The sequence below is a fragment of the Luteibacter sp. PvP120 genome (assembly GCF_054055715.1).
In genome coordinates, this window is the sequence record NZ_JBSRXP010000002.1 from 690,243 (window position 1) to 715,329 (window position 25,087).

Here is a 25,087-nt window from a genome sequence, read left to right on the forward strand (position 1 = left end):
AATGGGAAAAGGACATGATCGAGATAGACGGCCAGGCCGGTGGCGGCCAATTGCTGCGCACCGCGCTGGCGCTCAGCTTGTGCACCGGCGAGGCATTTGCCATGACCGGTATCCGTGCCCGGCGCGAGCGTCCGGGTCTGCTGCGTCAACACCTGACCGCCGTGGAAGCCGCGCGTGCGGTGGGCGAAGCGCGGGTCGACGGCGCGGCTATCGGATCGACCGAACTGCGTTTCACCCCGAACGGCGTCCGTGCCGGCGAACACCGCTGGTCCATCGGCACGGCGGGCTCGACCACGCTGGTGCTGCAAACCGTGCTGCCTGCCTTGTGGATGCACGGCGTGGCCGCGCGCCTGACGATCGAAGGCGGCACGCACAATCCCCAGGCGCCGACGGCCGACTTCATCGATGAGGCTTTCCTGCCGTTATTGGCGCGGATGGGCCTCGATGGCGACTTCGTCCTGGATGGACACGGGTTCTATCCGGCCGGCGGCGGCAGCATCTCGTTCGACCTGCGCCCGAGCGCAAAGCCATCGGCGTTACACCTGCCGCAGCGTGGCGCGTTGGTGGAGCGCCATGCGCGCGCGATTCTTTCTGCGATATCGCCGGGCGTGGCGCAGCGCGAGTTGGAGGTCGCACGTCGCCGCCTGGGATTGACGGAGGACGAGACCTCGGTGCGCCAGATCAAGCCGCCGGTCGGCCCAGGTAACGCGCTCAGCATCCGTTTGCGCGCAGAGCACAGTATCGCCGTGTTCACCGGCTTCGGGGTCAAACGGGTCAGCGCCGAGCGCGTGGCCGAATTGGCCAGCAACGCCGCGCACGAGTGGCTCAGTACGGACGTGGCGATCGACGAGCACCTCGCCGACCAGCTGTTGCTACCGATGGCGCTGGCCGGCGAAGGCAGCTTCAGCACCACGCTCCCCTCCGACCACACGCGAAGCAATGCCGCGCTGATCGAGAAATTCCTGCCGGTGGAGTTCAGCTTCCAGGAGGAAGGGCGTGGTCGCTGGCTGGTGGCCGTATCCCGTTAGTTGCCAACCGGGGAAGCCATATAGCCGATGCGGTCATGGCAGAAGACGATCCACCTCGTGTCCACCGATGTCGCCCGCGCGCCTGAAGGCCGTAGCGATATCGTCGCATTGCCTGGGCGTGGCGCCGGCGGCTTCGAACGTGCCACGCCACTCCCTCACCACCCGAACGATCCTGTCGACGATGGTTGCCGCGTCGGGAGGCAACAGACCGAACAGGCCGGCGGCGCTCATGGCGTTATCCAGCGTGGCGCTCCGCCCGTAGCGGCCGACACCGAGGTGAAGGCTGCGTTCCCTGGCTACCTGGGGTTTGGGCACGACGTCGTAGAGCGGACTGAGCCGCCATCCACGTGCCTCGTGGAGAAAGGCATGATTTCGGAGGTGATCGTCGTCATTGGAGACGAGGATGTTGAAAACCATGCGTCCGAAGAGCTCTTCCCGATCTGCCGCCAGCTCTCCCCCGACACCATGCCTGCTTAGCACGTCCGCGATGGCGCCGTAGGTTGCGTCGGGCGACTCACGCTCGTGCAGGCCAAGCATGGTCAGCGCACTGACCATGTGTTTCCTTGTCATCCCGGCGTCGCTGGCTTCCCGATCGAACCGCCGGATGAGCATGATGCGCCGGCCGTCCGGAAGCCTCTCCAGTCGGGTCGGCGGCACGTTGAGCCCTGCATCCCTCGCAAGTTCAAGGGTGGCAAATTCGACGAGGGGAATATCGAAACGGTCGTCCTTCGCTGGGAATTTGGCGATCCATTCATGCCGATCGACGTGGATGACAGCCTTGGGCCGTGCGCCACCCACGGAGGGGCCGCCCTCGAAGAAGGCGGCGAGTCTGAGCGGGACCGGTTCTCCGTCGGCGATCCGATCGGCCGCCTCCTGAAGGTATTGAAGGTCGAGAATCCCTGGCAGCAGGCCCGGCGCCGCATCGTCCTCGGGGCGGGATCGAATATCCAGGGCACCCGCGCGATAAGGCCCTGCTTCGTCCATGTAGCGCCACTCGGGTAAACCGTTCGGCGGTGCACGCAGCTTGTTTTCGATCACGCGTCGTCCCCACGCATCCGGCGTGGCGTCGCGAATGGCCCCGAACAGGGCAAGACCGTTGACGGGAACAAAGTCCCTGTCCTCCCCGGCGCCGAGGGGCATGCTGATCGGATCGACAGGCAACGCGTTCCGACGCTGGACGTAACGTCTGCCATAGGCAAAGCGCGAGGCACTTACCTCGATGCCGTCTTCGATCATGGAAAGTCTGCCCGCGGGTACGGCAGAAACCGTTCCAGGCAAATGGATGAATACGGTCCGGTCGATCACGTCAGAAGTCCAGGTCGTCGCGCGTCGATGGGCGGACGGGGCGTTTGGCTCTTGTTTCGTCCAGAAGAGCGTCGGATGCTCGATCTTCGAGACGCTCGAACAATCGCAACAGACCCAAGGCGTCGAAGACGCTCAGCCAGGTACCCAGCGATGCGCTGACCGCCCCTTTTTCGAGGCGGGTCATGGTCGGGGCACTGATGCGAGCCCGCTCCGCAAGCTCGACCTGTGACCAGCCCCGGGCAAGCCGGGCTGTTTTTACCAGACCTGCCAGATGCGAGCCGACTCCGATCACCTGAGGCAGGGCAAACAGCTCTTCGTCGCGACGCATAAATTTCTAATTCTTTAGAAAAGTGGCATCAATCTATCATCTAAGAAATAACCGATGGGAGATTTCTTACTCTTTGTAGTAAGCGCCTTAATCTATCATTTAAGAAATTTTCGCCGCCCAAAGCGCCTCAACCCGGCATGACCAGACGCATCGGCACCTGGTCCAACGGCCTCCCGCTCGCCTCATCCACCACCAGCGCCCTTATCGGCTCTCCCGTCTCGTCATCGACCAGATGGGACATCGTCGCGCCGCCCCCATTGTGGCGCCGCCCCCACTCACCTAGCACCGCCATGATCGGCAGGAACTCGCGACCAGCCCGCGTCAGCACGTACTCGTCCCGCGGCGGACGCTCGTTGTAGCGGCGCTTTTCCAGCACACCGGCCTCGGTCAGCGCTTTCAGGCGGCGCGAAAGGATGTTCGGCGCAATGCCCAGGCTGGTGCGGAACTGGTCGAACTGGGTCATGCCGCGGCTGGCGTCGCGCAGGATAAGCACGCTCCACGTATCGCCCACGAGAGCGAGTCCGCGAGCGATGGCGCACGGCCCTGAAGAAAGTCTGTCGATGTCCATTGCATTATGATACCAACGTCACTATCGTACGGCAACGCAGTCACTATCGTATTGCAATCTACCGTACGGAGTTCTCCATGAGTCACGAAAACAAAGGCACGGCGCTGGTCACCGGCGCATCGTCGGGCATCGGCGAGGTGTACGCGGAGCGGCTTGCCGCGCGAGGCTACGATCTCCTGCTCGTCGCCCGTCGGCTCGACCGCCTCGATGCACTGGCGTCGAAAATCACCGCCGCCACCGGCCGCCGAGTTGAGACCCTCAAGGCCGACCTGGGCGATCGCACCGACGTCGCCAGGGTCGAGAAGCGACTGACCGACGATGCCTCGATCACCCTGCTGGTGAACAACGCCGGCATCTCGCTGGACGGCAGCTTCCTCGACAACGACAGCGAGGCCATCGCAAAGCTGATCGCCATCAACATCACCGCGCCCACCCTGCTCGCTGCGGCGGCTGCCAAGGCCTTCGTCGCGCGCACGAACGCCGGCATCGTCAACGTCGCTTCGGTGCTCGCCTTCGCGCCAGAAATGTTCGACGGCATCTACAGCGGCTCCAAGGCCCACCTGCTGAACATCAGCCGGAGCCTTGCCGTGCAGTTGAAGGATCGCGGCGTGCGCGTGCAAGCTGTACTTCCGGGCGCCACCCGCTCCGAGATCTGGGAAAACGCCGGCAAGGATATCGACGCGTTGATGCCGGGCATGGTGATGGACACGGCCGACCTGGTCGACGCCGCGCTGCAGGGCTACGACCGTGGCGAGGTGGTGACCATCCCGCCGCTGCACGACGAGGGCCTGTATCAGGCTTTCGAGGCTGCTCGCGCTGCCATGGCCCCGAACCTGTCACGCAAGGATGTGGCGCCGCGCTACCGCGCGTGATCGCATCGGTACAGGCGCGCGCCAGTTGCGCGTGCCTGTACCGGCCATGATGGGTTACGGCTTCGGAATGATCTTCCGCAGCATGCCATCCCCACCGCCGCGGACGTACCAGATGCTGCCGTCGGCCGGGTTCACCTTGAGCGCGCGCACGCTGCCGGTATACACGCCCGCCGCGTCGCGTCCGTAGCGCTCCACGCCCATCACGTTGCTGGTGCTGTCCAGGATCACCCGGTAGAGCGCGATCGACGACGTGGACCCGAGCAACGCCGAGCCCTGCCACTGCGGGAACAGTGCGCCCTTGTAGAAGGCCAGGCCCGAGGGCGACATCGAGTTCGTGGTCGGGAACCAGCCCCAGTACGCGGCTGGCCGCACGAACTGCGGCGCCGTATCGTGCCGGGGGTAAGGCTGACCCGGCATGTACGCGTCGCTGCCGTAGTGGTTGCCGTTGCTCACCAGCGGCCAGCCGTAGTTGCCGCCCTTCACGATCTGGTTGAACTCGTCACCGGACGACGGGCCCATCTCGGTTTCCCACAGCTTGCCGTCCTCGCTGAAAGCCAGGCCGTAGGGATTGCGGAAGCCGCTCGCCCAGATCTGTCCGGCCACGCCGCCCTGAGCGGCATGCGGGTTGTCGGCGGGCGTGCTGCCGTCCAGGTTCAGGCGGATGATCTTGCCCAGGCCGCTGTCCGGCAGCTGCGCGGTGAAGCCCCGATCCTGGTTCTGGTCGGGCACGTCACCGTCGCCGACGGAGAGGAACACATGCTGCCCGTCCGGCGCGAAGGCGATGCGGGCTCCCGGCTGGCCACGCACGGAGTAGCTGGAGGGTTCCTGCCATACCGTCGTGACGTCGGCGAGCTGGGCCGTGGTGCCCGACTCGACGACCCGGGCCTTGGCCAGGGTGAGGTGGTTGCGACCGTCTGCCGCCCTCGCGACATAGCTGAACCACAACACGTGGTCCGAGGCATAGGTCGCCGGCACGGCCACGTCGTGGAAGCCGCTCTGTCCGCCGCCGCCGTTCGCGCCGACGGACGCGGGTACGCCGGTCACGGCCCGCTTGGCACCGCTGGCGTCCACGATATACAGGTGGTCGCTCTTCTCGGTGACGACGACGCGCCCGTCCGGAAGGAAGTCGAGTCCCCAGGGATTGTCGAACGGGGCGATATCCCTGATGACGAACGGCGCGGGGGGTTCGGTCTGCGCACCGGACACGCGGGCGTTGTACGACGTGGAGGTCTGGGCGAAGGCACACGGGGCGATGCATGTCCCTGCAAGCAGGACGGTCAGCAAGGGCGAACGACGCATGACGGGGAACCTCGTGGGGGAGTGGTCGCAAGAAGCTACGCCCGGCGCTACGCCCACGACGGCCCAAAACCGGCCCGGTTGCCGGAAGTCGCGACTGCTTCGCATATTCCCATCGCGTCCGACCCTGCTTGTGAATGCTGCCAGCGGCTTACGCGACGTTTGCGCGTGTTTTCACACGAATGCCGGCTAAACTACGGGGCTCGCTCGGTATCTTTGCGGTTAGGCATGCTTTCTCTCGTGTTCGGCGCCTTCGGGCTGTCCACCCTCTGGCTGCTTCCCCTGCTCTGGCGCGTCGCCGCGGCGCTGATCCGGCGGCGCACGCCGCCCACCACCGGGCCCGGGGCAATCCGCTTCTGGACCGGCTTCATCCTTGTCCTCCTGGCCAGCACCACGCTGGAGGGCATCGTCATCGCCCACTACACCGACGATCCGACTGTCGGTGGCGCCGTGTGTCGCTGGATGGGTGCCGCGTTCGGCACGTTCCCGGGCGGCGCGCTCGCGGCGGCCATCGCCCTGGCCGTGATGATCGTGGCCTTGCCGTGGTACCTGGGTGTCGGTTGGTCGGCTGCACTCGCCCGCATGAACGGCCTGATCGAGCCCGTCGGCGCGCTGGCGATCGAGGGCTCCCGCCGCCTGTTCACCCGTTCGGCGGCGCGGGCCACCGGTCGACGTCCCGCCGCGGCCGTACGCCGCGCGGATCGGGCACCGGCACGCCGTCGCGCGGCGGCGGCTCCCTCGCGTGCGCCTGTCGCCAAACCCTCGACGTCGACCGCGCCCGTGGCATCGGACGTGACCACCGGCACCGTCCGCGGCGAGCCGTTGCGTGCCTCCCGCGTGCGGTCGTCCACCACCACGCCCGTGCCGCCGCGTCACCGGATGCGCCCCGACACCGTCATCAGCGAGCCCTGGCTGGCGCCTCGCGCCCATGCTGCCGCAGAAAGCAGCGTCGAACCGCCATCGTCACCGATGCCCTCGGCGACGCCCGCCTCGACCCTTGCACGTGATTCGACCGCTGTCCCGGCCCAGGTACCCTCGCTCGCTCCCCTCCCGACGCCCACCCCCTTGCCTGCGCCCGACATCGCGCCGGACGCCGTGACCGTCACGATACCTGCCCTGATCGGCCGCCGTCGACCGATGGAAAGCCAGGCCTTCCTGCCGCCGTCGCAGCGCACGGCACCCGGCAGGCAACGCCTGCATGAGGCCACCACCACCGACCCCTTCGACGTCCCGGATGCGCCGCCCGCCGACGAGTACGCGTCGGCCATCGTCGAGCCGGTCGTCGCCGCGCCAGCTCCCGCCGAGCCTCCGATCACCGAACGGACACCCGCGAACGCGTCCCCGGTTCCGACCTCCGTGGCACCGGTGTCCCGCTTCGCCATCGCGGCGAACGACGAAGTGCCGGCCGAGCCTGCCCATGTCACCACGGTCACCCTCTCGCCGGTGAAGCCGCTGCGTGCCGCCGCCCAGGCAAGCGCGGTAGGCATTCCGCCATTGACCCTGCTCGCCGCCGCCGCGCACGACGTGTTGTCGGTGTCCGAGCAGGAACTGACCGATACGGGTGACCTGATCGAGCAACGCCTGCGCGAATTCAAGGTGCCGGTGCAGGTGGTCGGTGCTTCGGCGGGGCCTGTCATCACGCGTTACGAAGTGGAGCCCGCCGTCGGCGTGCGTGGCAACCAGATCGTCGCGTTGATGAAAGACCTCGCGCGTGGCCTGGGTCGCACCACCATCCGCGTGGTCGAGACCATCCCCGGCAAGACCTGCATGGGCCTGGAGCTGCCGAACGAGCAGCGCCAGATGATCGCGCTGTCCGAGATCCTGGATTCCCGCGAATACCGCGACTCGGATTCGCTGCTGACGCTGGCGATGGGCAAGGGCATCACCGGCGAGCCGGTGGTGGCGGACCTGGCCAAGGCGCCGCACATGCTCGTCGCGGGCACCACGGGCTCGGGCAAGTCGGTGGCGGTCAACGCCATGATCCTGTCGATGCTTTACAAGGCCACGCCCGAAGACGTCCGCATGATCATGATCGACCCGAAGATGCTCGAGCTGTCGGTGTACGAAGGTATCCCGCATCTGCTGGCGCCCGTGGTCACCGACATGAAGCTGGCCGCCAACGCGTTGAACTGGTGCGTGGCCGAGATGGAAAACCGCTACAAGGTGATGTCCGACCTCCGCGTGCGCAACCTGGCCGGCTTCAACCAGAAGGTCCGCGAAGCGCGTGCGGCCGGCAAGCCGCTGTTCAATCCGTTCCCGGCGCATCCGGAAGTGCCCGAGCATCTCGACACGATGCCGATGATCGTCGTCGTCATCGACGAGCTGGCCGACCTGATGATGGTGGCCGGCAAGAAGATCGAGGAACTGATTGCGCGCCTGGCGCAGAAGGCGCGCGCCGCCGGTATCCACCTGATCCTCGCCACGCAGCGTCCGTCGGTGGATGTCATCACGGGCCTTATCAAGGCGAACATCCCAACGCGCGTCGCCTTCCAGGTGTCGTCGAAAATCGACTCGCGCACCATCCTCGACCAGATGGGTGCCGAAAGCCTGCTCGGTGCCGGCGACATGCTGTTCCTGCCGCCGGGGTCGGGATATCCGCAGCGCATCCACGGCGCCTTCGTCGCCGACGAGGAAGTGCATCGCATCGTGGCCTGGCTGAAGCAGTTCGGTGAGCCCGACTACAAGGACGAAATCCTCGCCGGTCCGCCCAGCGAAGCGATCGAGGGCGAGCCCGGCGACGACGGCATCGATGCCGAACTGGACCCGCTCTACGACGAAGCCGCCGCCTTCGTGCTGCGCTCACGCCGCGCGTCGATCTCGTTCGTGCAGCGCCAGTTCCGCATCGGCTACAACCGCGCGGCGCGACTGGTTGAAGCGATGGAAGCCGCCGGACTGGTTTCATCGATGGGCATCAACGGCCAGCGCGAGGTGATCGCTCCCGTGCCGCAGGAATGATAAAAGGTTGACCCTGGTCTTCGTGCTTTTTATGGTGTTGACACGATCAAGACTTGATGGCTGAATCCGATTAGCTGCGGTTTGCGGCTTAGGGGGATTGCCTTGAAAAAGAGAGAGCCACTGGCGGGGCGTACCGTGCGTCTGGCACGGGCGCTGCTACTCATTTTTTCCACCCATCTGGTTAGCTCAATTTGTATCGCTGCGGAACCCGTAATCACATATTATTTTACTGATCCTAACGGTAACGTGCTTATGACTACCGATGAGCACGGCAATATCCTGACGTGGTCAGATTATCGACCCTACGGACAATCGGCTAAAGCGGAAGACGTACTAAAAGGTGTTGGCTTCGCGGGTCACTTTTCTGATTACGATACTGGTTTGTCGTATATGCAGGCTCGATACGACGATGTCGTCGTTGGACGCTTCGTTAGCGTAGATCCTTTCAAGCCAACACCTGGCGATATATTTTCGTTTAATCGTTTTGCATACGCATCTAACAACCCGATCAGCAACGTTGATCCGGATGGCAAGGATGACTGTACGGCACAGGGTCAGAATGGCGACTCGAAATGCTCAGACACATCGCCACCTAGCGGAAGCGATTCGCCATCTGCTCCTAAAAGCGTGACTCAGCTTCCGGTAGTCCCAGTAACAGTTACCCTTCCTAGGGCTACGAGGACAGTTCCGCGAGCACCCGTGATACCCGTACCAATGATTGTTGCTCAAGTTGCCGTAGCTGGGTTGTTCTTCGTCGACTCGAACACGTTTAACGAATGGGCCTTCGATCACCATAGCTGCTACGGATCAATCAGCTGCGGTACAAGTGTTTCTCCGCTTGTATTTAACCTGCCTCCGGGCGTCTGGCCTGCGGACAAGGGTGCCGAGGAATGGGGTCGACGTAGTGGGCTAGGTACGGCTGAAGGGCGTCGTCGTTTTCATGGAATAAAGCAGAGCGACGGTACACACGGTGGAGGTAAAGCCGACTGGGGTGTCAATCCAGATACTGGCGAGGTCTACGATCCTGAAGGAGAGGTCTATGGAAACCTTGGCGACTGAAGTCTTGCTCGAGGTGTCGTTGTACATAAGCGGAAGAACGATGAGCATCGACGACGTATCGCTTGCATTAGGGGCAGCCGCGTCTAAAGCAACCCTGCGTGGCACACCGCGGACACGTGCTCCCGATGCGCCTGTTTACAACACTACAACGTGGCAGTTGGCTCGAAAGTCTCGTCATGCTGACGTGAGTAATGAGCTCCTTGCCTTGCTTCAGCAAATTAAGAGCAATGTACGTCCCGGCGAGCTGAAAAATGTGGACGAGGCATTCGTCGACGTGTTTATGGCCCAGACGGTCGCAAACGGAACGTTGGGTTCATCCATCGAATGCGAGCTGTCGCCCGAGGCACTTGATGCCCTGTCCAGGCTTGGCGCTCCCGTGCGCTTTTCCATGTGCAACGTAGAGCCGTAGTGGTGTAACGGATCATAGTTGCGGAGCAAAAGAGGAACCGATAAAACTGCGATAACATTTCATCCATGACGTTATGTGGATCGCCCACATCGTGGGCTCCTACATGAAAAAGGCCGGGCATCTTGGGATGGCCCGGCCTTTTTATGTCACGTGCTCGTTGCGCTTATTCCTTGGTGAGGAGCTTCAGCGGCACCGCGATGGACTTCTCCACCGACTGCTTGTCGATGAGCTTCTTCGCGGTTTCCACGCCGAGCTTGCCGATCTCTTCCGGCTGCTGCGCCACCGTGGCGGCCATGCTGCCGTTCTGCACGGCGGTCTTGCCGTCCGGCGTGCCGTCGAAGCCGACCACCAGCACCTTCTTGTTCTTGCCGGCCAGCGCCTGCACCGCGCCGAGGGCCATCTCGTCGTTCTGGGCGAAGATCGCCTGGACGTCGCTGTTGCCCTGCAGGAGGTTCTCGCTGACCGAGAGGCCCTGCGCACGGTCGAAGTTGGCCGGCTGCTGCGCGACGATCTTCATGCCCGTGGTGGCCACCTCGTCGTCGAAGCCCTTGCCGCGTTCACGTGCCGCCGAGGTGCCGGCCACGCCCTGCAGTTCGATGATGTTGCCCTTGCCGTTCAGCGCCTTGGCCAGGTAGTCGGCCGCCATCTTGCCGCCAGCGATGTTGTCGGACGCGATGTGCGACGCGACTTCGGCGCCGTCGACGCCACGGTCCAGCGTCACCACCGGGATGTTGGCGCGCTGTGCGGACTGCACGGCACCGGCCAGTGCGGAGGAATCGGTCGGGTTGAGCAGGATGACCGAGACGCGCTTCTGGATCAGGTCTTCCACCGACGAGATCTGCCGGGCCGGATCGTCCTGCGCGTCGACGACCACCAGCTGCACGCCGGCGTCCTTGGCGGCTTTCTCGGCGCCGTTCTTCAGTTCGACGAAGAACGGGTTGTTCTGCGTCGACAACGCGAGGCCGACCACGGGCGTGCCCGAAGGCGCGGCACCGCCGGCCGTGGACGCCGCGGCGGGTGCGGATTCACCGGGACCTTGCTGGGAGCAGGCGGCGAGCAGCGTGGCCGCGGCCGCTGCGAAGAAAGTGAGCTTGCGCATGGTGTGTGTCCTCGTGGGGGTTACTGCCGCCTGTCGAGCAGGACGGCGATCAGGATGACGATGCCCTTCACCACCTGCTGGTAGAAGGAGCTGACGCCGAGCAGGTTGAGACCGTTATTGAGGAAGCCGATCAGCAGGGCACCCACCAGCGTGCCGAACAGCCAGCCGCGGCCGCCGGACAGGCTGGTGCCGCCGAGTACCACGGCGGCGATCGCGTCCAGCTCGTAACCGGAACCGGCGGTGGCCTGCGCCGAATACAGGCGCGAGGTGAGCACCACACCGGCAAACGCGGAGAGGAGACCGGACAAACCGTAGATCGCCAGTTTCATCGGCGAGATGCGCACGCCGGACAAGCGCGCGGCTTCTTCGTTGCCGCCGATGGCCACCACGTGGCGGCCGAACACCGTGCCGCGCAGCAGGAACGCGCAGACGACGAAGGCGACGAACATCCAGATCACCGGCAAGGGCACCAGGTTGGCGACATAGCCACCGCCCAGCAGCGCAAAACCAGGATTGGTGACGGGGATGGGGCTGCCTTGCGTGTACGACAGCGTGACGCCGCGCAGCAGGGTCATGGTGCCCAGCGTGGCGATGAAGGGCGCCACCTTGCCCCACGACACCAGCACGCCGTTGACGATGCCCAACAGCAGGCCCAAGCCCAGGCCGGCACCCACGGACAGCACCATGCCGTGGCCCGCCGCCATCAGGCCAGCCGTGACCGCGCCGGTGAGGGCGAGGATGGCGCCGACCGAAAGATCGATGCCGCCAGCCAGGATCACGAAGGTCATGCCGAAGGCGATCAGCGCATTGATCGACACCTGCCGCAGCACCGTCAGCAGATTGCCCGTGGAGAGGAAATCCGGGCTCATGATCGAGAGGACGATGAAGAGCAGGATCAGGCCGATCACCGAGCCGAGGCGCTGCATGAGCGTGGCGGCGCGGCTCCAGTCGAGGGGGTGGGTCATGTCACTTGCCTCCGGTCGCGGCGGTCATCACGGCTTCCTGGGTGGCGCCGTGGGCATCGAGCAAGGCCGTTGCACGACCTTCGTGCATGACCAGGATGCGATCGCTCATGGCGAGCACTTCCGGAAGTTCCGAGGAGATCATGAGAATGGCCACGCCCTGTTCCGCGAGTTGGTTGATGATGTTGTAGATCTCGGCCTTGCCGCCGACGTCGACGCCGCGCGTGGGTTCATCCAGGATGAGCACGCTCGGCTTCAACGCCAGCCACTTGGCCAGGACCACCTTCTGCTGGTTGCCACCGGAGAGCGCGCGGACATCCAGTTCCATGTCGCGGGTGCGAATCTTCAGGGCGTCGATGAGGCCGCGCGTCTGTTTCTTCTCGCCCGGTCGGTCGACCAGGCCGGCATGCGACGGCACGCGCGGCAGGCTGACGTTCTCGCGCAGGCTCATGTCCAGCACCAGGCCCTGGGCCTTGCGATCCTCGGTGACGAAACCGAAGCCGGCGTGGATCGCTTCGGTGGGCGTCTTCGGGGTCACCGCCACGCCGTCCAGCGATACCCTGCCCGTCTCGGTCCGGTCCAGGCCGAACAACAGGCGGGCCAGTTCGGTGCGGCCCGCGCCGAGCAGGCCGGCCACGCCCAGCACCTCGCCCGCATGCAGGTCGAAGCTCACGTCCTTCACCATGCCGCCGGTGAGGTGCTCGACCTTCAGCCGAACCGCGCCGACGGACGCGCTGCGGGTGGGAAAGCGCGCATCCAGCGTGCGCCCGACCATCATCTTCACCACCTCGTCGAAGGCCAGGCCCTCGACATCGCGCGTGCCGACGAAGTGGCCGTCGCGCAGGATGGAGATGCGATCGCACAGCGCGAAGATCTCTTCCATGCGGTGCGACACGTAGACGATGCCGGTGCCCTGCGCGCGCAATTCGCGGATCAGGTTGAACAGCGTGCCGGTTTCGCTTTCGGTCAGCGCGGCGGTCGGTTCGTCCATGATCAGCACGCGCGCGTTCTGGCCGAGTGCACGGGCGATCTCCACCATCTGCTGCTGGCCGACCGAGAGGCGTTCGACCCGCGTATCCGGATCGAGCCGTGGCATGCCGACGCGCGCCAGCCAGGCCAGCGCGGTGCGCGTCATCGCCTTGCGGTCGAGCAGGCCGAACCGTTGCAGCTCGCGACCCAGGAACAGGTTGTCCGCGATGCTGAGCGACGGGATGAGATTCAGTTCCTGGTGGATGATGGCGATGCCGTGCTTCTCGGCATCGGCGGGCGAGGCGATCGTCACTGGCTGGCCGTCCACCTCGATGGTGCCCTGGTCCGGCGCGTAGATCCCCGTGAGGATCTTCATCAGGGTGGATTTGCCCGCGCCGTTCTCGCCCATCAACGCGTGAACTTCGCCGCGGACGAGTTCGAAGGCCACGCCTTCCAGCACCTTCACCGGGCCGAACGCCTTGTGGATGTCCTGCATCCTTACCAGTGGTGCGGATGCGCTCATCAGAAGGTCACGCCGGCATGCAGGATGATGTTGGCGTACGGCGCGGTTTCGCCCGTGCGCACCACGGCGACCGCGCGACTGCACAGCCGCTTGAAATCCTCGTGGCTGACCTCGGAACGCTCCAGCCCTTCCTGCGACAGCCGATCGGCCAGCGCGACCATGGCCGGGTTGCGCTCATGGATCTCGGCCGCCAGGGTGAAGGCCTCCACCGCCAGCTCCGTGTAGACCGCCTCGAACACGTCCATGAAGCTCGGCACGCCCGGCAGCACCGCCAGGTCGATGCAGCGCACGCCCGGCGGCACCGGCAGGCCGACGTCGGCGATCACCAGCGTATCGGTGTGCCCCATGGCCGCGATGACGCGGTTGAGTTCGGCATGCAGCAGGCCGTGACGTCTCATCGATGGGTCTCCAGGAAGGCCGCGACTTCGTCGGCGCGTGGCATGCCACCCTGGGCGCCTAGCCGCGACACGGCGATGGCAGCGGTGGCGCAAGCCTTGCGCACCGCCTCGGCCAGCCCTTCGGCAAGGAACACCGCGAGCGCGGCATTGAAGGTGTCGCCGGCACCCGTGCTGTCCACCGCGTCGACCGGAAAGCCGGCCTGGTGACGCGGCGCGTCGTCGGCATCGCGGAACCAGGCGCCCTCGGCGCCCCGGGTCAGCACCACCGGGCACGGCGCCAGGCGCATGAGTTCGCGGAAATCGGTGTCGCCGGGCTGGCCCAGCACCGTGGCCAGCTCGTGCTGGTTGGGCGTGAGGAAGCGCACCTGCGCCAGCCATTCGCGCGGCAGCGGTTGGGCGGGTGCGGGGTTGAGGATGACCGGCACGCCCTCGTCGTGCGCGATGCGCAGCGTGGCCTCCACGGCGTCCAGCGGAATTTCCAGCTGCACCAGCACCGCGTCGGCACCACGGAGAGTCTCTCGGGCAGCTTCCACGTGGGCCGGGGTGACCCGGCCGTTCGCGGCGGGTACCACCACGATCTGGTTCTCGCCATCGGCCACGGTGATGGAGGCGGTGCCACTGCCGATGCCGGCCACGCGGGTGACGTGGGTGACATCGATGCCTTCCGCGACCAGGCCGTCGTAGAGCTGCGTGCCGAAAGCATCGTCGCCCACGCAGCCCACCATGCTCACCGATGCGCCCAGCCGCGCCGCGGCGACCGCCTGGTTGGCACCCTTGCCGCCGGGAATGGTGAGGAAGCGTTCGCCGGTCAGCGTTTCACCCGGCGCGGGAAAGCGCGGTGCGAGCGTGACCAGGTCCATGTTGATACTGCCGACGACAACGATTCGCGTCATGCCTGAAGGTGCTCCGGGAAGTGACCGCGCAACGTCCGTGCTGTCGCCGGGTGGGGTGGCGCGCAAATATACGCCTTTGCGCGTGTGTTGGCTTTCACACGCGCGCCGTCGTCAGCGCGACAGGCCCCTGGCGTCCAGTTCGGCGAGGTAGGCGGGCCACGATGTTTCGTAGGCGCGGCCGAGGTCGTAGAGGGTGTCCCAACCGAAGATGCCACTGGCGTGGCCATCGTCGAAGCGGATCAGCACGCCGTAATGGCCGGTGGGCTCCAGCGCCGTGATCCCTACCTCGCGCTTGCCGTGCACCAGCACCTTCTGGCCCGGGCCGTGACCCTGGACCTCGGCGCTGGGGGAGTTCACGCGCAGGTATTCGCAGGGCAGCTCGAAGCGCTCACCATTGTCGAAGACCACGTCGAGCCGGCGCGACGCCGCGTGCAGGATGATGTCGAGAGGGCGCGGACGGGACATGGGCAGGATATGAAAAGCCGTGTAGGAGCGCACGATGTGCGCGAATCACCGTGTCCGATAGACAGACGGCCGGCACGTCACGCATACGTTGATTACGGACGGTTTATCGCGCACATCTTATCGCGCACATCGTGCGCTCCTACATTACCTAATCAGGGCGCGCGACCGAAGCCGTCGCCGGTGCCTTGCTCCAGCGAGGGCGGGGTGCCGGCCACGGCGAGCAGGGAGGTGGCGTAGGCGTCTTCCATGCTGACGGTGGAGACTTCATCCCACGAGAAGAACGACGGCTCACGCAGCCACTCCGCGTCGGGGGTGATCTCCTGCATGTTGAAGCCTTCGTCTTCCACGCTGACCAGACGGCCGATGTAGCAGACCTCCGATTCGTCCTCGCTGTCGACATGCACGCCGATGACCGGCGCATGCACCGCGGCGGCCTGGATGACCTGCGAGATGTCGTCGAGGGGGAAGTCTGCCGGCGGCGTGGGCTTGATGCCCTTGAGCGCCAGGGCCTTCTCGAGGAAGCCGGCGTGCTTGTCCGGCGCCTCGAATTCGGAGATGTCGCGGTGCCGCATGATGTACATGCCGTCGTAGCTGACACCGTCGCCGATGACCCACAACAGGAAGAACTCGCGGCCGACCCCGCCGACATAGCCGCAGAAGCTGCCATGCTCGAGATCGCCGCGCCACAGACGCACCAGCTGCCCACTGTCCTGCGCTTCACGCAGGCTGGCTCGCTGGCCGTTCGTTTTGAGTTGAATAACCTTGCCCATATACGTCAACAGTTTAGCAGATGGGGCGCCGCTCGATGTTTAGAGGATGTAACGGCTCAAATCCTCGTCCTTGACTAGCGAAGCCAGGTTTTTATCGACATATTCGGCGTCGATCAGGTAATTTTCGCCGGACTTATCCGCAGCTTCGAAAGAGATGCGCTCAAGCAGCCGCTCCATCACCGTATGCAGGCGGCGGGCGCCGATGTTCTCGGTCCGCTCGTTCACCTGGAATGCCACATCCGCCAGGCGGTCCACGCCGGTATCGGTGAACTCCAGGGTGACGCCCTCGGTTTGCAGCAGCGCAACATACTGCTTGGTCAGCGCGTTGTTCGGCTCACGCAGGATGCGCTTGAAGTCGTCCACCGACAGCGCGCTCAGTTCCACGCGGATCGGCAGGCGGCCTTGCAGTTCGGGGATCAGGTCGGACGGCTTGGCCAGCGAGAACGCGCCCGAGGCGATGAACAGGATATGGTCGGTCTTGATCGAGCCGTACTTGGTCGACACGGTGGAGCCTTCGACCAGCGGCAGCAGGTCGCGCTGCACGCCTTCGCGGCTCACGCCCGCCCCGCCCCATTCCGAACGCTGCGCGACCTTGTCGATCTCATCGATGAAGACGATGCCGTTCTGCTCGGCGATATCCACGGCGCGGCTGCGAAGTTCCTCGTCGTTGAGCAGCTTGCCGGCTTCTTCCTCCACCAGCAGCGGCCGTGCCGCGCGGATGGTCAGCTTGCGCTTCTGCGACTTGGCGCCGCCCATGTTCTGGAACATCTTGCCCAGCTGCTGGCTCATTTCCTCCATGCCGGGCGGGGTCATGATCTCCACGCCCACGTTCACCGCGAAATCCAGTTCGATCTCGCGGTCGTCCAGTGCGCCCTCGCGCAGCTGCTTGCGCAGCTTCTGGCGGGTGTCGCTGTCGATGGCGGTGACGTTGGAACCGGTGTCGTCCCAGCCGGTGGCCGCCTGGCGCCGAGGCAGCAGGGCGTCCAGCAGGCGATCCTCGGCGGCGTCCTCGGCCTGGCTGCGCACGCGCGTCTTGGCCTGGTCGCGCACCAGCTTGTAGGACACGTCGGCCAGGTCGCGGATGATCGATTCCACATCCTTGCCGACGTAGCCCACCTCGGTGAACTTGGTGGCCTCGACCTTCACGAACGGCGCGTTGGCCAGCGTGGCCAGGCGGCGCGCGATCTCGGTCTTGCCGACGCCCGTGGGCCCGATCATCAGGATGTTCTTCGGCGTGACTTCCTCGCGCATGCCCGGCTCCAGCTGCATGCGCCGCCAGCGGTTGCGCAGCGCGATGGCGACGGCTCGCTTGGCATCGTTCTGGCCGATGATGAAGCGGTCCAGCTCGTTGACGATCTCGCGGGGGGTGAGTTCGGACATGGGTTCAGAGCTCTTCGATCGAGGTGTTGTGATTGGTGTAGATGCAGATGTCGCCGGCGATCTTGAGCGCTTTCTCGACGATGGTGCGTGCGTCCAGTGCCGTGTTTTCCATCAGGGCCAGGGCCGCCGACTGGGCGTAGGGGCCGCCGGAGCCGATGGCGATCAGGCCGTGCTCGGGCTCCAGCACGTCGCCGTTGCCGGAGATCAGCAGCGAGGCTTCCTTGTCGGCCACGGCCAACATGGCTTCCAGGCGGCCCAGGCGGCGGTCGGTCCGCCATTCCTTGGCCATCTCCACCGCGGAGCGCGTGAGATTGCCGCCGTGCTTGACCAGCTTCTCCTCGAACAGCTCGAACAGGGTGAAGGCGTCGGCGGTGGCGCCGGCGAACCCGGCCAGCACGTCGCCCTTGCCCAGGCGCCGCACCTTGCGTGCGTTGGCTTTCATCACGGTGTTGCCGAGGGTGACCTGTCCGTCACTGCCGATGACGACCTTGCCGTCGCGGCGGACGCAGACGATGGTCGTTGCGTGCATCGGGTCCATAGCGCGTTCCTTGGGGGAGTCGGCTAGAGGTGGGGATGGCGCGGGAGGGGTGCAAGGTCGGCCCTCGCGGACGATGCGAGTCGGCGCCTGACTAGTCGTGCTTGCGCTTGGCGCGCGGGTGCGCCGCGTCGTAGACCCGGGCCAGGTGTTGGAAATCGAGATGCGTGTAGATCTGGGTGGTGGCGATATCGGCGTGGCCGAGCAATTCCTGCACCGAACGCAGGTCGCCGGAGGATTCCAGCATGTGGCTGGCGAAGGTATGCCGGAGCATGTGCGGGTGCACGCGCTTGGCCTGCCCGCTGGACAGCTTGACCATGCGCAGCTGCACCGCGCGCGGCCCGATCGGCCCGCCGCCCCGGCCCTTGAACACCGGCTGTTCCGGTCCGGCCTCGCCCAGGGCGGCCAGAGCGCGCAGCGCGGTCACCGCGAAACGTCCCACCGGCAGGATGCGTGTCTTGTTGCCCTTGCCCAGTACGCGTACCTGGCCGTCGTCCAGGTCGAGGTCGCCCCAGCGCAGGCCACACAGCTCGGACAGGCGCAGCCCGCTGGAATAGAACAGTTCCAGCATGGCCGAGTCGCGCGGCGCGAGCGAACCGCCGAGCGTGGTCTCGACCAGTTCCTTGGCCTCGTCCGCGTCCAGCACCACGGGCAGCTTCCGCCGCACCTTGGGGCCGCGAACGCCGGCCGTGGGGTCGTGGGCGAGCTGACCCTCGCGCGTGAGGTAACGGAACAGCGTGCGGAACGCGGACAGCAACCGTTGCAGGCTGGTGGGCTCCAGCCCCTTCGGCCGCTTGCCGTCCTTGTCCGGCGGCGGCCGGTGCAGGCGGGCGGTCAGGGAGCGCAGCCGGTCGGGGGTTAACTCGTCGAACGATACGAGGCGCTCGGCCTCCATGTACGCAACCAGCTTGTCGAGGTCGCGCCGGTAGGCGGCCAGGGTGTGCGGCGACGGCGCCCGTTCGGCCGCGAAGTGGCGCAGGAACGCTTCCACCGCTTCGCGGGGGGTCACGCGGCTTTCCGCGCCCGTTCGATGGCCGAGCCGACCGTGGTCGAGATCATGTTGAGGAACAACGTGCCCATGCCGGGGTGGAAACGATCCGCGTCGGCGCTGCCGATCGCCAGGATCGCATCGGAGCCCACGCGCATGAGTGCGGCCGAGCGCACCTCGGGGGCGTCGTCGCCGAACAGCCGCTGCAGTTTTTCCGGCGCAAGGCGCCCGGCCACCGGGTCACCGTGCTCGAGGAACGAGGCAAACTCCGGCAGGCCGGCGGAGCCGCGCGGCTCGCGCAGCAGCCAGGGCTCGTCGGGCAGGCCGGCCAGGTTGCCGAAGAACACGAGGCTGATCCGCTCCGACTGGAAATCTTCCTTCAGCCGGTGAACGACGTTGCGCACCGTTTCCTCGACATCGCGCGCGCTGAGCAGGGCCAGCATCAGCCCGTGCACACGGCGCATCAGGGTCTCGTTGTCGCCGGCGATACCGGTGAGCTCCTTCAGGCGGCGCTCCAGCTCGGCGTTCTTCTCGCGCAGCCCGCGCAGCTGATGGACGGCCAGCGACGCGGCGGGTCCGTTGCTGCTGGGCAGCGTCAGGGCGTTGGCCAGGTCCGGATAATCGGCCAGGAAGTCCGGATGCCGCCGCAGGTAGGACGCGACGGTGGTTGGCTTGATGTCGCCGTCGATCGCGGTATCGGTCATGGGTGTTTCCTCGGTCGCATGCGTGCGGGTCGACAGGAACCGACCCGGGATGGAAGCAGTGTGCCGCGTTATGGCGCGGGCGTCACACCTCGCCTTCGAAGACGAAGGCGGCGGGGCCGGTCATCCACAGCGTATGGCCGGGGCCTTGCCACTCGACGGCGAGCGAGCCGCCGGGCAGCTCCACTTCGACGACGGGCCCGGCCAAGCCGAGCGCGTGCGCCGTGGCCGCGGCGGCACAGGCCCCCGTGCCGCAGGCCCGGGTCCAGCCACTGCCGCGCTCGTGCACGCGCAGCCGGAGGCGTCCCGGGCCCGAACGCTGAGCGAAACCGACGTTGGCACCCTGTGGGAATACGGCATGGGCAGTGAGCTGCGGGCCCAGGCGATCCACGCGGGGATCGTCGACATCGTCGACGAACACCACAGCGTGGGGGTTGCCCATCGACACCGCGGCAAAGCTGATGTCCTCGCCGTCGATGGCCACGGTGTAGGTGGCCTGCGCGGGACGGTCGAGCGGCACGGCGGCGGGCAGGAAGTCCGGCTCGCCCATGTCGACGCGAACATGCCCTGTCGCCAGCACGCGTACCGTGACCGGACCGGATGGGCTTTCCAGCCGGATATCGGTGTCGCGCTCGATCGCCCCGTCGCGGTAGAGCCACGCGGCGACGCAGCGCACGCCGTTGCCGCACTGGCCGGACGGGCTGCCGTCGGCATTCCATATGCCGTAGTAGAACGTGCAGGACGCGTCGCGCGGTGGCTCGATGCTGATCAGCTGGTCGAAGCCGATGCCGGTGTGGCGATCGGCCAGGGCGGCGATGCGCGAGGGCGCGGGCACGCGTCCCGCATCCTCGCGCCAGTCGACGATCACGAAATCGTTGCCGATCCCATGCATCTTGGTGAAGCGCGACGGCATGGCGGGATTACGGCTGGACGGAGGAGTTAAACGGTGTGCGTGCCGTGCTGGCCGGTGCCGGCGACCCGGCGGTGGTGGTCGCATGGGCGGGCTGCGCACCGGCTTGCGGCGTCACCGCCCCGGCGGGCGCGGGCGGTGGCGGGAAGTAGAGGTTGCCCTTCTGGCCACAGCCGGACAGGCCGGCGGCAAGCGTGGCGGCGAAGGCGACGGGCAGGATCAGTCGGCGCATGGGCTTCTTTCCCGGAAACGGCGGCCAGTATAGCCCTGGCCCGGTCAAAGCGCCTTTTCGAAGCGCAGCGCGTCCGTGCCGTCGGCATAGTAGGCCGTGTACGCCCCGATCCGTTCGTAGCCGAGGTGCTCGTACAGGTCGATGGCCACGGTGTTGTCCGTGCGGACTTCCAGCCGCAGCACCCGGCAGCCGCGTGAGCGTGCGGTGTCTTCGACGGCGTGGATCAGCGCCGACCCCACGCCCTTGCCCCGCGCCTGGGGCGTGGTCGCCAGCGAATACAGACGTGCCACCGTGGTGGCCTTGCGGAAGAACACCACGGCGGTTCCCAGGAAACGCCGGTGGTTGGCACTGGCCACCAGCACCAGCGCGGTCTGCGAGTCCAGGTGCTTGCGGTACTGGGCACGGCTGAGCCGGTCCTGCGCGAAACTGGATGCCTCGAGTGCGACGAGATCGTCGAGATCGCTGACTTCGGCGCGTCGAACGCGCACCGCGGCGGTAACCGGGGGTGGACGCATGCGCTTGGGGGCTCCGGCGCTGGAGGGAGGGGAACGGCTGGCGGCCGTGCGGGGATACGGCAAGCGCGGCACTGTAGACCTCGGGCTGCGGCGGATCAATGACTTTTTCATGAATTCGATCGGGCGAACGCGCGTGCGCCGCTTGTGCGGGGCGGCAGCGCGGCACACACTGCGCCACCGGTGAAACGCGCGGCTCCCGGTGGAGCCTGTACGAAGCCTTCGCCGTCCATCGAGGTCACATGAGCCGGCTCGTCATCGTCGTGGAAAAAGCCTCCGACTGGGGCTCGTACTACCCGTCCGCGAATGTCGTCAGTGCCATGGACTACCTGCGTGAGCCGGTCGGCAGCGACGACGAGCGCGCGCATGTCATCAACCTCTGCCGCAGCTACAAGTACCTGGGCACGGGCTATTACGTGTCGCTGCTTGCCGAGGCGCGCGGCCACAAGGTCATTCCGTCGGTGCGCACGGTGAACGATCTTCGTCGCCGCTCGCTCTACGGCCTGGACATCGACGACCTCAACCAGAAGCTGGCCAATTTCCTGCCCGCCGGCGGACGCGACACCACCGACTTCGGCGTGCTGGTGTACTTCGGCGAGACCGCCTACCCGGACCTGCAGGATCTTGCGAGGCAGCTGTTCGAGATATTCCCCTGCCCGTTGATGCGCATCGAGTTCCATCGCGAGCGCATGTGGCAGGTGGCGGCGATCAAGCCGGTGGGCCTGCATACGCTGGACGACGCGCAGGAAGACGCGTTTGCCCAGGCGCTGGACAAGTTCTCCAAGAAGCTGTGGCGCAAGCCGCGCGCACGGCGTCGCTACCGATACGACATCGCGATGCTGGTGGACCCGGACGAGGCGATGCCGCCATCCAACAAGAAGGCGCTGAAGCAATTCATCGAGGCCGGCAAGCACCTCGGTATCGAAGTGGACCCGATCGGCAAGAACGACTACCAGCGGCTGGCCGAGTACGACGGCCTGTTCATCCGCGAGACCACCGCCAGCGACAACCACACCTATCGTTTCGCCCACCGTGCCGAGAAGGAAGGCATGGTGGTGATGGACGACCCGACATCCATCCTGCGCTGCACGAACAAGATCTTCCTGAACGACCTGATGGTCGCGCGCAAGCTGGCCACGCCGATCACCGAGATCATTTACCGCGACGACCCGCGGCGCCTGCGCGAACTGCCCGACCGACTGGGCCTGCCCATCGTGTTGAAAATTCCGGATGGCTCGTTCTCTCGCGGCGTGGTGAAGGTGGAAACGCGCGAGGCGTTGCAGAAGGCCGCTGGCGAACTGTTCTCGCACAGCGCGCTGCTGATCGCGCAGGAATACCTCTACACGGAATACGACTGGCGGATCGGCGTGCTCAACCACGAGGCGCTGTACGCCTGCCAGTACTTCATGTCGCGGGGCCACTGGCAGATCTACAACCACGGCGCGAAAGGCACGGCCAAGTCCGGTGGTTTCCGCACCGTGCCCGTGCGCGAGGCACCGTCCGAGGTCGTGAAGCTGGCGCTGAAGGCGACCCAGACCATCGGCGACGGCCTGTACGGCGTGGACCTGAAACAGGTCGGCGACCGCCCGGTGGTGATCGAGGTCAACGACAACCCGTCGATCGATGCCGGGGTGGAGGACGCCTACCTGGGCGAAGACCTGTATCTGCGGATCATGCAGGAGTTCCTTCGCCGCCTGGAGCGCAAGCGGCTGGGCATCCACGCCTGATCCGGGGACTACCGACGGAACAGTGAGGCCAGCAGTTGCAGCGGCAGGCCCGGTTTCATCGCCACCAGCACGCTGGCCGGTGCCAGCAGCAGCCAGAACGCCGGGGTCCAGCCCAGGGCCTCGCTGTGCGCGGACAACGGTGTGACCAGCAGGACCAGGGCGCCCAGGCCCATCCAGGCCATGGCGATCAGTGCACGGATACGGCGGGGCGAGAGCGTGTCGTTCATGGCGGGCTTCCGGAGGACGAGGTGTCGAGGGACAGGCTAGGTGCCGCCCGTCTCACGGACCGCGACGCGTTGACCCGCTTTTGATCCCCTCGGGCGGAAGCTGGCCCCATGAACAGAATCCCGATGGCGTTACTCATGGCGGCCGGCATGGCCACGGCTTCGTGCGCGACGGACGCGCCGCTCAAGGCAGTGGACCACGTCGACCTCCCGCGCTACATGGGCACCTGGTACGTGATCGGCGCCATCCCGAACATGTTCGAGAAGGGCAAGGTCGCCACGGCGGACGAATATCGCCTGAAGCCCGACGGCACCATCGAGAACATCTATCACTACCGGAAGGGCTTCGATAAGCCGGAGAAGACCTGGAACGGCAAGGCCTGGCTACCCGATCCGAAGGATACGGCCCGCTGGAAGGTCCAGCTGCTGTGGCCCTTCCGCTCCGACTACATCATCCTCGCGCTGGATCCGGCGTACCGCGTGACCATGGTCGGCCTGCCCTCCCGGAAGCTGCTCTGGATCATGTCCAAGGACAGGACGCTGGATGACGGTGCCTACCAGCGGCTGATCAACCAGGCCCGCCAACAGGGTTTCCCGGTGGAGCAGATGCGCAAGGTGCCCCAGCGCGCCGAGGATGCCGGCAAGCCGGGATTCCAGTGACGGTTGCCAGACGGTAACGATTGCTAGACTGCGCCCCCACGGACGCGTGAGTCCGGATCGAGAGCCCAGGAGCCTCCATGAGCGCTGAAGCGCATCGTTACGCCGTGTTCGGTCAGCCGATCGCGCATTCGCTTTCCCCGCAGATCCATGCGGCTTTCGCCGAGCAACTGGGTATCCGGCTTGGCTATGAAACCATCGATGTGGCGCCGTCCGGGTTCGCGGACGCCGTACGCCGTTTCTTCGACGACGGCGGCCTGGGCGCCAATGTCACTTTGCCCCATAAGGAATCCGCGTTCGCGTTGGCCCAGGAGCACACCGAGGACGCCTCGCGTGTCGGCGCGGCCAATACACTTACCTCGCTGGTCGGCGGCCGGATCCAGGCCCACAACACCGACGGCAGCGGTTTCGTGCGCGACATCACCGAACGCCATTCGCTCGACCTGCGTGGCCACGACGCCCTCCTCCTTGGTGCCGGCGGCGCGGCCAAGGCAGTGGCCTGGGCCCTGCTGGATGCCGGCGTGAAGACGCTGACCATCGTCAACCGCACGCCGGAGCGAGCCGACGCGCTGGCCGACGCCATCGGCGATCCGGCGCGATGCCACACGCGTTACTGGGATGGCCTGGACGGTGAGTGCTTCGACCTCGTGGTCAATGCCACGTCCATCGGCGTCACCGGCGGCAGCTTCGACCTGCCGATGTCGATCCTGCAGGACCACGGCACCTGCTACGACCTCTGCTACGGCACCGCCTCCGCCAGCTTCAAGGGCTGGGCCACCGCGGCCGGCACGCGCTACTTCTGCGACGGCCTGGGCATGCTGGTGGAGCAAGCCGCCGATGCGTTCGAGCGCTGGCACGGGCAGCGGCCGGATACGGACCCGGTGTACGCCATGCTGCGCCAGCGCTTCTGACCGTGGCGCTGTCGTGCCGCGCCGGGTGCGGTGCGTGCTGCATCGCGCCCTCCATCAGTTCTGCCATCCCCGGAATGCCTCACGGCAAGCCGGCGGGTGTGCGTTGCATCCAGCTGACCGAAGACAATCGCTGCGCTATCTTCGGGCGGCCGGAGCGGCCGAAGGTGTGTGGTGGGTTGCGGCCTGAGGCGTCGATGTGCGGTGGTGACCGGCAGCATGCGCTGTGGTGGTTGGGGGAGCTCGAGGCTGCCACCTGCTGATCGCGGACATCGTCCGCTCCTACGATGCCGCTACGCGTTGATCGCGGACATCGTCCGCTCCTACGTGAATCGGTGTGATCGGGTGCAGGATCTTGCGATCTTGCGTCGTCAACCAGCCGTCATCTGCGGGTAAAGCGGCGTACATGCGCAA

General features: G+C 66.0%; 28 protein-coding genes. 9 read left to right on the plus strand and 19 right to left on the minus strand.

The annotated features are described in order from the left end of the window. The first annotated feature begins 14 nt into the window (after positions 1-14). A complete protein-coding gene (rtcA, locus tag ACVKN3_RS06915) occupies positions 15-1,028 on the plus strand; it encodes an RNA 3'-terminal phosphate cyclase (protein ID WP_354515673.1) in 1,014 nt (337 codons plus the stop codon). A 33-nt stretch (positions 1,029-1,061) separates the two neighbouring features. On the opposite strand, the gene ACVKN3_RS06920 is transcribed toward rtcA, so the two are convergent. From ACVKN3_RS06920 to ACVKN3_RS06930, 3 genes are all read right to left on the minus strand, one after another. Beyond that, positions 1,062-2,333, minus strand: a complete 1,272-nt coding sequence (locus ACVKN3_RS06920) for a type II toxin-antitoxin system HipA family toxin (protein ID WP_354515671.1) — start codon at positions 2,331-2,333, stop codon at positions 1,062-1,064. A 1-nt stretch (position 2,334) separates the two neighbouring features. Further along, the gene (locus tag ACVKN3_RS06925) at positions 2,335-2,661 is read right to left on the minus strand and encodes a helix-turn-helix domain-containing protein (RefSeq protein ID WP_354515669.1); all 327 of its coding nucleotides are present in this window, start codon (positions 2,659-2,661) and stop codon (positions 2,335-2,337) included. A 127-nt stretch (positions 2,662-2,788) separates the two neighbouring features. Further along, positions 2,789-3,229, minus strand: a complete 441-nt coding sequence (locus ACVKN3_RS06930; RefSeq protein ID WP_456991431.1) for a winged helix-turn-helix transcriptional regulator — start codon at positions 3,227-3,229, stop codon at positions 2,789-2,791. A gap of 77 nt (positions 3,230-3,306) precedes the next feature. On the opposite strand from ACVKN3_RS06930, the gene ACVKN3_RS06935 reads away from it, so the two are divergent. Beyond that, entirely contained in the window at positions 3,307-4,101 is a 795-nt protein-coding gene (locus ACVKN3_RS06935; RefSeq protein ID WP_354515665.1) for an SDR family NAD(P)-dependent oxidoreductase, read from the plus strand. A 54-nt stretch (positions 4,102-4,155) separates the two neighbouring features. Here the strand turns inward: ACVKN3_RS06935 and ACVKN3_RS06940 are convergent, their stop codons facing one another. Then, positions 4,156-5,400, minus strand: coding sequence for a PQQ-dependent sugar dehydrogenase (locus ACVKN3_RS06940; protein WP_354515663.1), 1,245 nt, complete (start codon positions 5,398-5,400; stop codon positions 4,156-4,158). 225 nt (positions 5,401-5,625) lie between these two features. On the opposite strand from ACVKN3_RS06940, the gene ACVKN3_RS06945 reads away from it, so the two are divergent. From ACVKN3_RS06945 to ACVKN3_RS06955, 3 genes are all read left to right on the plus strand, one after another. Further along, positions 5,626-8,352 carry a DNA translocase FtsK gene (locus tag ACVKN3_RS06945; RefSeq protein WP_354515661.1) on the plus strand — a complete coding sequence of 909 codons (2,727 nt, stop codon included), beginning with the start codon at positions 5,626-5,628 and terminating at the stop codon, positions 8,350-8,352. A gap of 252 nt (positions 8,353-8,604) precedes the next feature. Then, positions 8,605-9,411: an RHS repeat-associated core domain-containing protein gene (locus ACVKN3_RS06950; RefSeq protein WP_285403428.1), complete on the plus strand. Its 807-nt coding sequence runs from the start codon at positions 8,605-8,607 to the stop codon at positions 9,409-9,411. A 40-nt stretch (positions 9,412-9,451) separates the two neighbouring features. Then, the gene (locus ACVKN3_RS06955; protein ID WP_185754227.1) at positions 9,452-9,820 is read left to right on the plus strand and encodes a DUF4279 domain-containing protein; all 369 of its coding nucleotides are present in this window, start codon (positions 9,452-9,454) and stop codon (positions 9,818-9,820) included. 163 nt (positions 9,821-9,983) lie between these two features. On the opposite strand, the gene rbsB is transcribed toward ACVKN3_RS06955, so the two are convergent. From rbsB to ACVKN3_RS07025, 14 genes are all read right to left on the minus strand, one after another. Continuing rightward, positions 9,984-10,919 carry a ribose ABC transporter substrate-binding protein RbsB gene (rbsB, locus tag ACVKN3_RS06960; protein WP_285403427.1) on the minus strand — a complete coding sequence of 312 codons (936 nt, stop codon included), beginning with the start codon at positions 10,917-10,919 and terminating at the stop codon, positions 9,984-9,986. A 20-nt stretch (positions 10,920-10,939) separates the two neighbouring features. Continuing rightward, positions 10,940-11,884: an ABC transporter permease subunit gene (locus tag ACVKN3_RS06965; protein ID WP_285403426.1), complete on the minus strand. Its 945-nt coding sequence runs from the start codon at positions 11,882-11,884 to the stop codon at positions 10,940-10,942. Position 11,885: 1 nt separating this feature from the next. Beyond that, positions 11,886-13,373, minus strand: a complete 1,488-nt coding sequence (locus tag ACVKN3_RS06970) for a sugar ABC transporter ATP-binding protein (protein ID WP_354515658.1) — start codon at positions 13,371-13,373, stop codon at positions 11,886-11,888. Then, complete coding sequence (gene rbsD, locus ACVKN3_RS06975) at positions 13,373-13,771, minus strand: D-ribose pyranase (RefSeq protein WP_285403424.1); 399 nt, start codon at positions 13,769-13,771, stop codon at positions 13,373-13,375. The genes ACVKN3_RS06970 and rbsD overlap by 1 nt, the downstream gene beginning before the upstream one ends. Further along, the gene (gene rbsK, locus ACVKN3_RS06980; protein WP_354515656.1) at positions 13,768-14,664 is read right to left on the minus strand and encodes a ribokinase; all 897 of its coding nucleotides are present in this window, start codon (positions 14,662-14,664) and stop codon (positions 13,768-13,770) included. Before rbsK ends, rbsD begins: the two co-directional genes overlap by 4 nt. Before the next feature lie 111 nt (positions 14,665-14,775). Next, positions 14,776-15,129, minus strand: coding sequence for a DUF971 domain-containing protein (locus tag ACVKN3_RS06985; RefSeq protein ID WP_285403422.1), 354 nt, complete (start codon positions 15,127-15,129; stop codon positions 14,776-14,778). Positions 15,130-15,281: 152 nt separating this feature from the next. Beyond that, positions 15,282-15,899 (minus strand): hypothetical protein, encoded by a 618-nt coding sequence (locus tag ACVKN3_RS06990; RefSeq protein WP_354515654.1) that lies wholly within the window; start codon positions 15,897-15,899, stop codon positions 15,282-15,284. Between the two features lie 39 nt (positions 15,900-15,938). Then, positions 15,939-17,279, minus strand: a complete 1,341-nt coding sequence (gene hslU / locus ACVKN3_RS06995; RefSeq protein WP_285403420.1) for an ATP-dependent protease ATPase subunit HslU — start codon at positions 17,277-17,279, stop codon at positions 15,939-15,941. 4 nt (positions 17,280-17,283) lie between these two features. Next, positions 17,284-17,817 carry an ATP-dependent protease subunit HslV gene (hslV, locus tag ACVKN3_RS07000; RefSeq protein WP_285403419.1) on the minus strand — a complete coding sequence of 178 codons (534 nt, stop codon included), beginning with the start codon at positions 17,815-17,817 and terminating at the stop codon, positions 17,284-17,286. 91 nt (positions 17,818-17,908) lie between these two features. After that, the gene (locus ACVKN3_RS07005) at positions 17,909-18,823 is read right to left on the minus strand and encodes a tyrosine recombinase XerC (RefSeq protein ID WP_354515651.1); all 915 of its coding nucleotides are present in this window, start codon (positions 18,821-18,823) and stop codon (positions 17,909-17,911) included. Next, complete coding sequence (locus ACVKN3_RS07010; protein ID WP_285403417.1) at positions 18,820-19,506, minus strand: DUF484 family protein; 687 nt, start codon at positions 19,504-19,506, stop codon at positions 18,820-18,822. The genes ACVKN3_RS07005 and ACVKN3_RS07010 overlap by 4 nt, the downstream gene beginning before the upstream one ends. 82 nt (positions 19,507-19,588) lie before the next feature. Continuing rightward, complete coding sequence (gene dapF / locus ACVKN3_RS07015) at positions 19,589-20,416, minus strand: diaminopimelate epimerase (protein WP_354515649.1); 828 nt, start codon at positions 20,414-20,416, stop codon at positions 19,589-19,591. A gap of 7 nt (positions 20,417-20,423) precedes the next feature. Continuing rightward, the gene (gene lptM, locus ACVKN3_RS07020; RefSeq protein ID WP_285403415.1) at positions 20,424-20,645 is read right to left on the minus strand and encodes an LPS translocon maturation chaperone LptM; all 222 of its coding nucleotides are present in this window, start codon (positions 20,643-20,645) and stop codon (positions 20,424-20,426) included. Between the two features lie 44 nt (positions 20,646-20,689). Then, positions 20,690-21,160 (minus strand): GNAT family N-acetyltransferase, encoded by a 471-nt coding sequence (locus ACVKN3_RS07025; RefSeq protein WP_354515646.1) that lies wholly within the window; start codon positions 21,158-21,160, stop codon positions 20,690-20,692. Between the two features lie 239 nt (positions 21,161-21,399). On the opposite strand from ACVKN3_RS07025, the gene ACVKN3_RS07030 reads away from it, so the two are divergent. Further along, positions 21,400-22,884: a RimK family protein gene (locus ACVKN3_RS07030; protein ID WP_354515644.1), complete on the plus strand. Its 1,485-nt coding sequence runs from the start codon at positions 21,400-21,402 to the stop codon at positions 22,882-22,884. A gap of 8 nt (positions 22,885-22,892) precedes the next feature. Here the strand turns inward: ACVKN3_RS07030 and ACVKN3_RS07035 are convergent, their stop codons facing one another. Beyond that, positions 22,893-23,111: a hypothetical protein gene (locus tag ACVKN3_RS07035; RefSeq protein ID WP_285403413.1), complete on the minus strand. Its 219-nt coding sequence runs from the start codon at positions 23,109-23,111 to the stop codon at positions 22,893-22,895. Positions 23,112-23,219: 108 nt separating this feature from the next. Between ACVKN3_RS07035 and ACVKN3_RS07040 the strand changes: the two genes are divergently transcribed. From ACVKN3_RS07040 to ACVKN3_RS07050, 3 genes are all read left to right on the plus strand, one after another. Then, complete coding sequence (locus ACVKN3_RS07040; protein WP_354515642.1) at positions 23,220-23,768, plus strand: lipocalin family protein; 549 nt, start codon at positions 23,220-23,222, stop codon at positions 23,766-23,768. 77 nt (positions 23,769-23,845) lie between these two features. Next, positions 23,846-24,676, plus strand: a complete 831-nt coding sequence (gene aroE, locus ACVKN3_RS07045) for a shikimate dehydrogenase (RefSeq protein WP_354515640.1) — start codon at positions 23,846-23,848, stop codon at positions 24,674-24,676. Then, on the plus strand, positions 24,673-24,936 hold the full coding sequence (locus tag ACVKN3_RS07050) for a YkgJ family cysteine cluster protein (protein WP_354515755.1): 264 nt from the start codon (positions 24,673-24,675) through the stop codon (positions 24,934-24,936). The genes aroE and ACVKN3_RS07050 overlap by 4 nt, the downstream gene beginning before the upstream one ends. Positions 24,937-25,087 lie beyond the last annotated feature (151 nt).

Coding starts and splice junctions, on each gene's coding strand:
- rtcA (WP_354515673.1), top strand. CDS start 15: ATGATCGAGATAGACGGCCAGGCCGGTGGCGGCCAATTGCTGCGCACC.
- ACVKN3_RS06925 (WP_354515669.1), bottom strand. CDS start 2,661: ATGCGTCGCGACGAAGAGCTGTTTGCCCTGCCTCAGGTGATCGGAGTC.
- ACVKN3_RS06930 (WP_456991431.1), bottom strand. CDS start 3,229: ATGGACATCGACAGACTTTCTTCAGGGCCGTGCGCCATCGCTCGCGGA.
- ACVKN3_RS06935 (WP_354515665.1), top strand. CDS start 3,307: ATGAGTCACGAAAACAAAGGCACGGCGCTGGTCACCGGCGCATCGTCG.
- ACVKN3_RS06940 (WP_354515663.1), bottom strand. CDS start 5,400: ATGCGTCGTTCGCCCTTGCTGACCGTCCTGCTTGCAGGGACATGCATC.
- ACVKN3_RS06945 (WP_354515661.1), top strand. CDS start 5,626: ATGCTTTCTCTCGTGTTCGGCGCCTTCGGGCTGTCCACCCTCTGGCTG.
- ACVKN3_RS06950 (WP_285403428.1), top strand. CDS start 8,605: ATGACTACCGATGAGCACGGCAATATCCTGACGTGGTCAGATTATCGA.
- ACVKN3_RS06955 (WP_185754227.1), top strand. CDS start 9,452: ATGAGCATCGACGACGTATCGCTTGCATTAGGGGCAGCCGCGTCTAAA.
- rbsB (WP_285403427.1), bottom strand. CDS start 10,919: ATGCGCAAGCTCACTTTCTTCGCAGCGGCCGCGGCCACGCTGCTCGCC.
- ACVKN3_RS06965 (WP_285403426.1), bottom strand. CDS start 11,884: ATGACCCACCCCCTCGACTGGAGCCGCGCCGCCACGCTCATGCAGCGC.
- ACVKN3_RS06970 (WP_354515658.1), bottom strand. CDS start 13,373: ATGAGCGCATCCGCACCACTGGTAAGGATGCAGGACATCCACAAGGCG.
- rbsD (WP_285403424.1), bottom strand. CDS start 13,771: ATGAGACGTCACGGCCTGCTGCATGCCGAACTCAACCGCGTCATCGCG.
- rbsK (WP_354515656.1), bottom strand. CDS start 14,664: ATGACGCGAATCGTTGTCGTCGGCAGTATCAACATGGACCTGGTCACG.
- ACVKN3_RS06985 (WP_285403422.1), bottom strand. CDS start 15,129: ATGTCCCGTCCGCGCCCTCTCGACATCATCCTGCACGCGGCGTCGCGC.
- ACVKN3_RS06990 (WP_354515654.1), bottom strand. CDS start 15,899: ATGGGCAAGGTTATTCAACTCAAAACGAACGGCCAGCGAGCCAGCCTG.
- hslU (WP_285403420.1), bottom strand. CDS start 17,279: ATGTCCGAACTCACCCCCCGCGAGATCGTCAACGAGCTGGACCGCTTC.
- hslV (WP_285403419.1), bottom strand. CDS start 17,817: ATGGACCCGATGCACGCAACGACCATCGTCTGCGTCCGCCGCGACGGC.
- ACVKN3_RS07010 (WP_285403417.1), bottom strand. CDS start 19,506: ATGACCGATACCGCGATCGACGGCGACATCAAGCCAACCACCGTCGCG.
- dapF (WP_354515649.1), bottom strand. CDS start 20,416: ATGCCGTCGCGCTTCACCAAGATGCATGGGATCGGCAACGATTTCGTG.
- lptM (WP_285403415.1), bottom strand. CDS start 20,645: ATGCGCCGACTGATCCTGCCCGTCGCCTTCGCCGCCACGCTTGCCGCC.
- ACVKN3_RS07025 (WP_354515646.1), bottom strand. CDS start 21,160: ATGCGTCCACCCCCGGTTACCGCCGCGGTGCGCGTTCGACGCGCCGAA.
- ACVKN3_RS07030 (WP_354515644.1), top strand. CDS start 21,400: ATGAGCCGGCTCGTCATCGTCGTGGAAAAAGCCTCCGACTGGGGCTCG.
- ACVKN3_RS07035 (WP_285403413.1), bottom strand. CDS start 23,111: ATGAACGACACGCTCTCGCCCCGCCGTATCCGTGCACTGATCGCCATG.
- ACVKN3_RS07040 (WP_354515642.1), top strand. CDS start 23,220: ATGAACAGAATCCCGATGGCGTTACTCATGGCGGCCGGCATGGCCACG.
- aroE (WP_354515640.1), top strand. CDS start 23,846: ATGAGCGCTGAAGCGCATCGTTACGCCGTGTTCGGTCAGCCGATCGCG.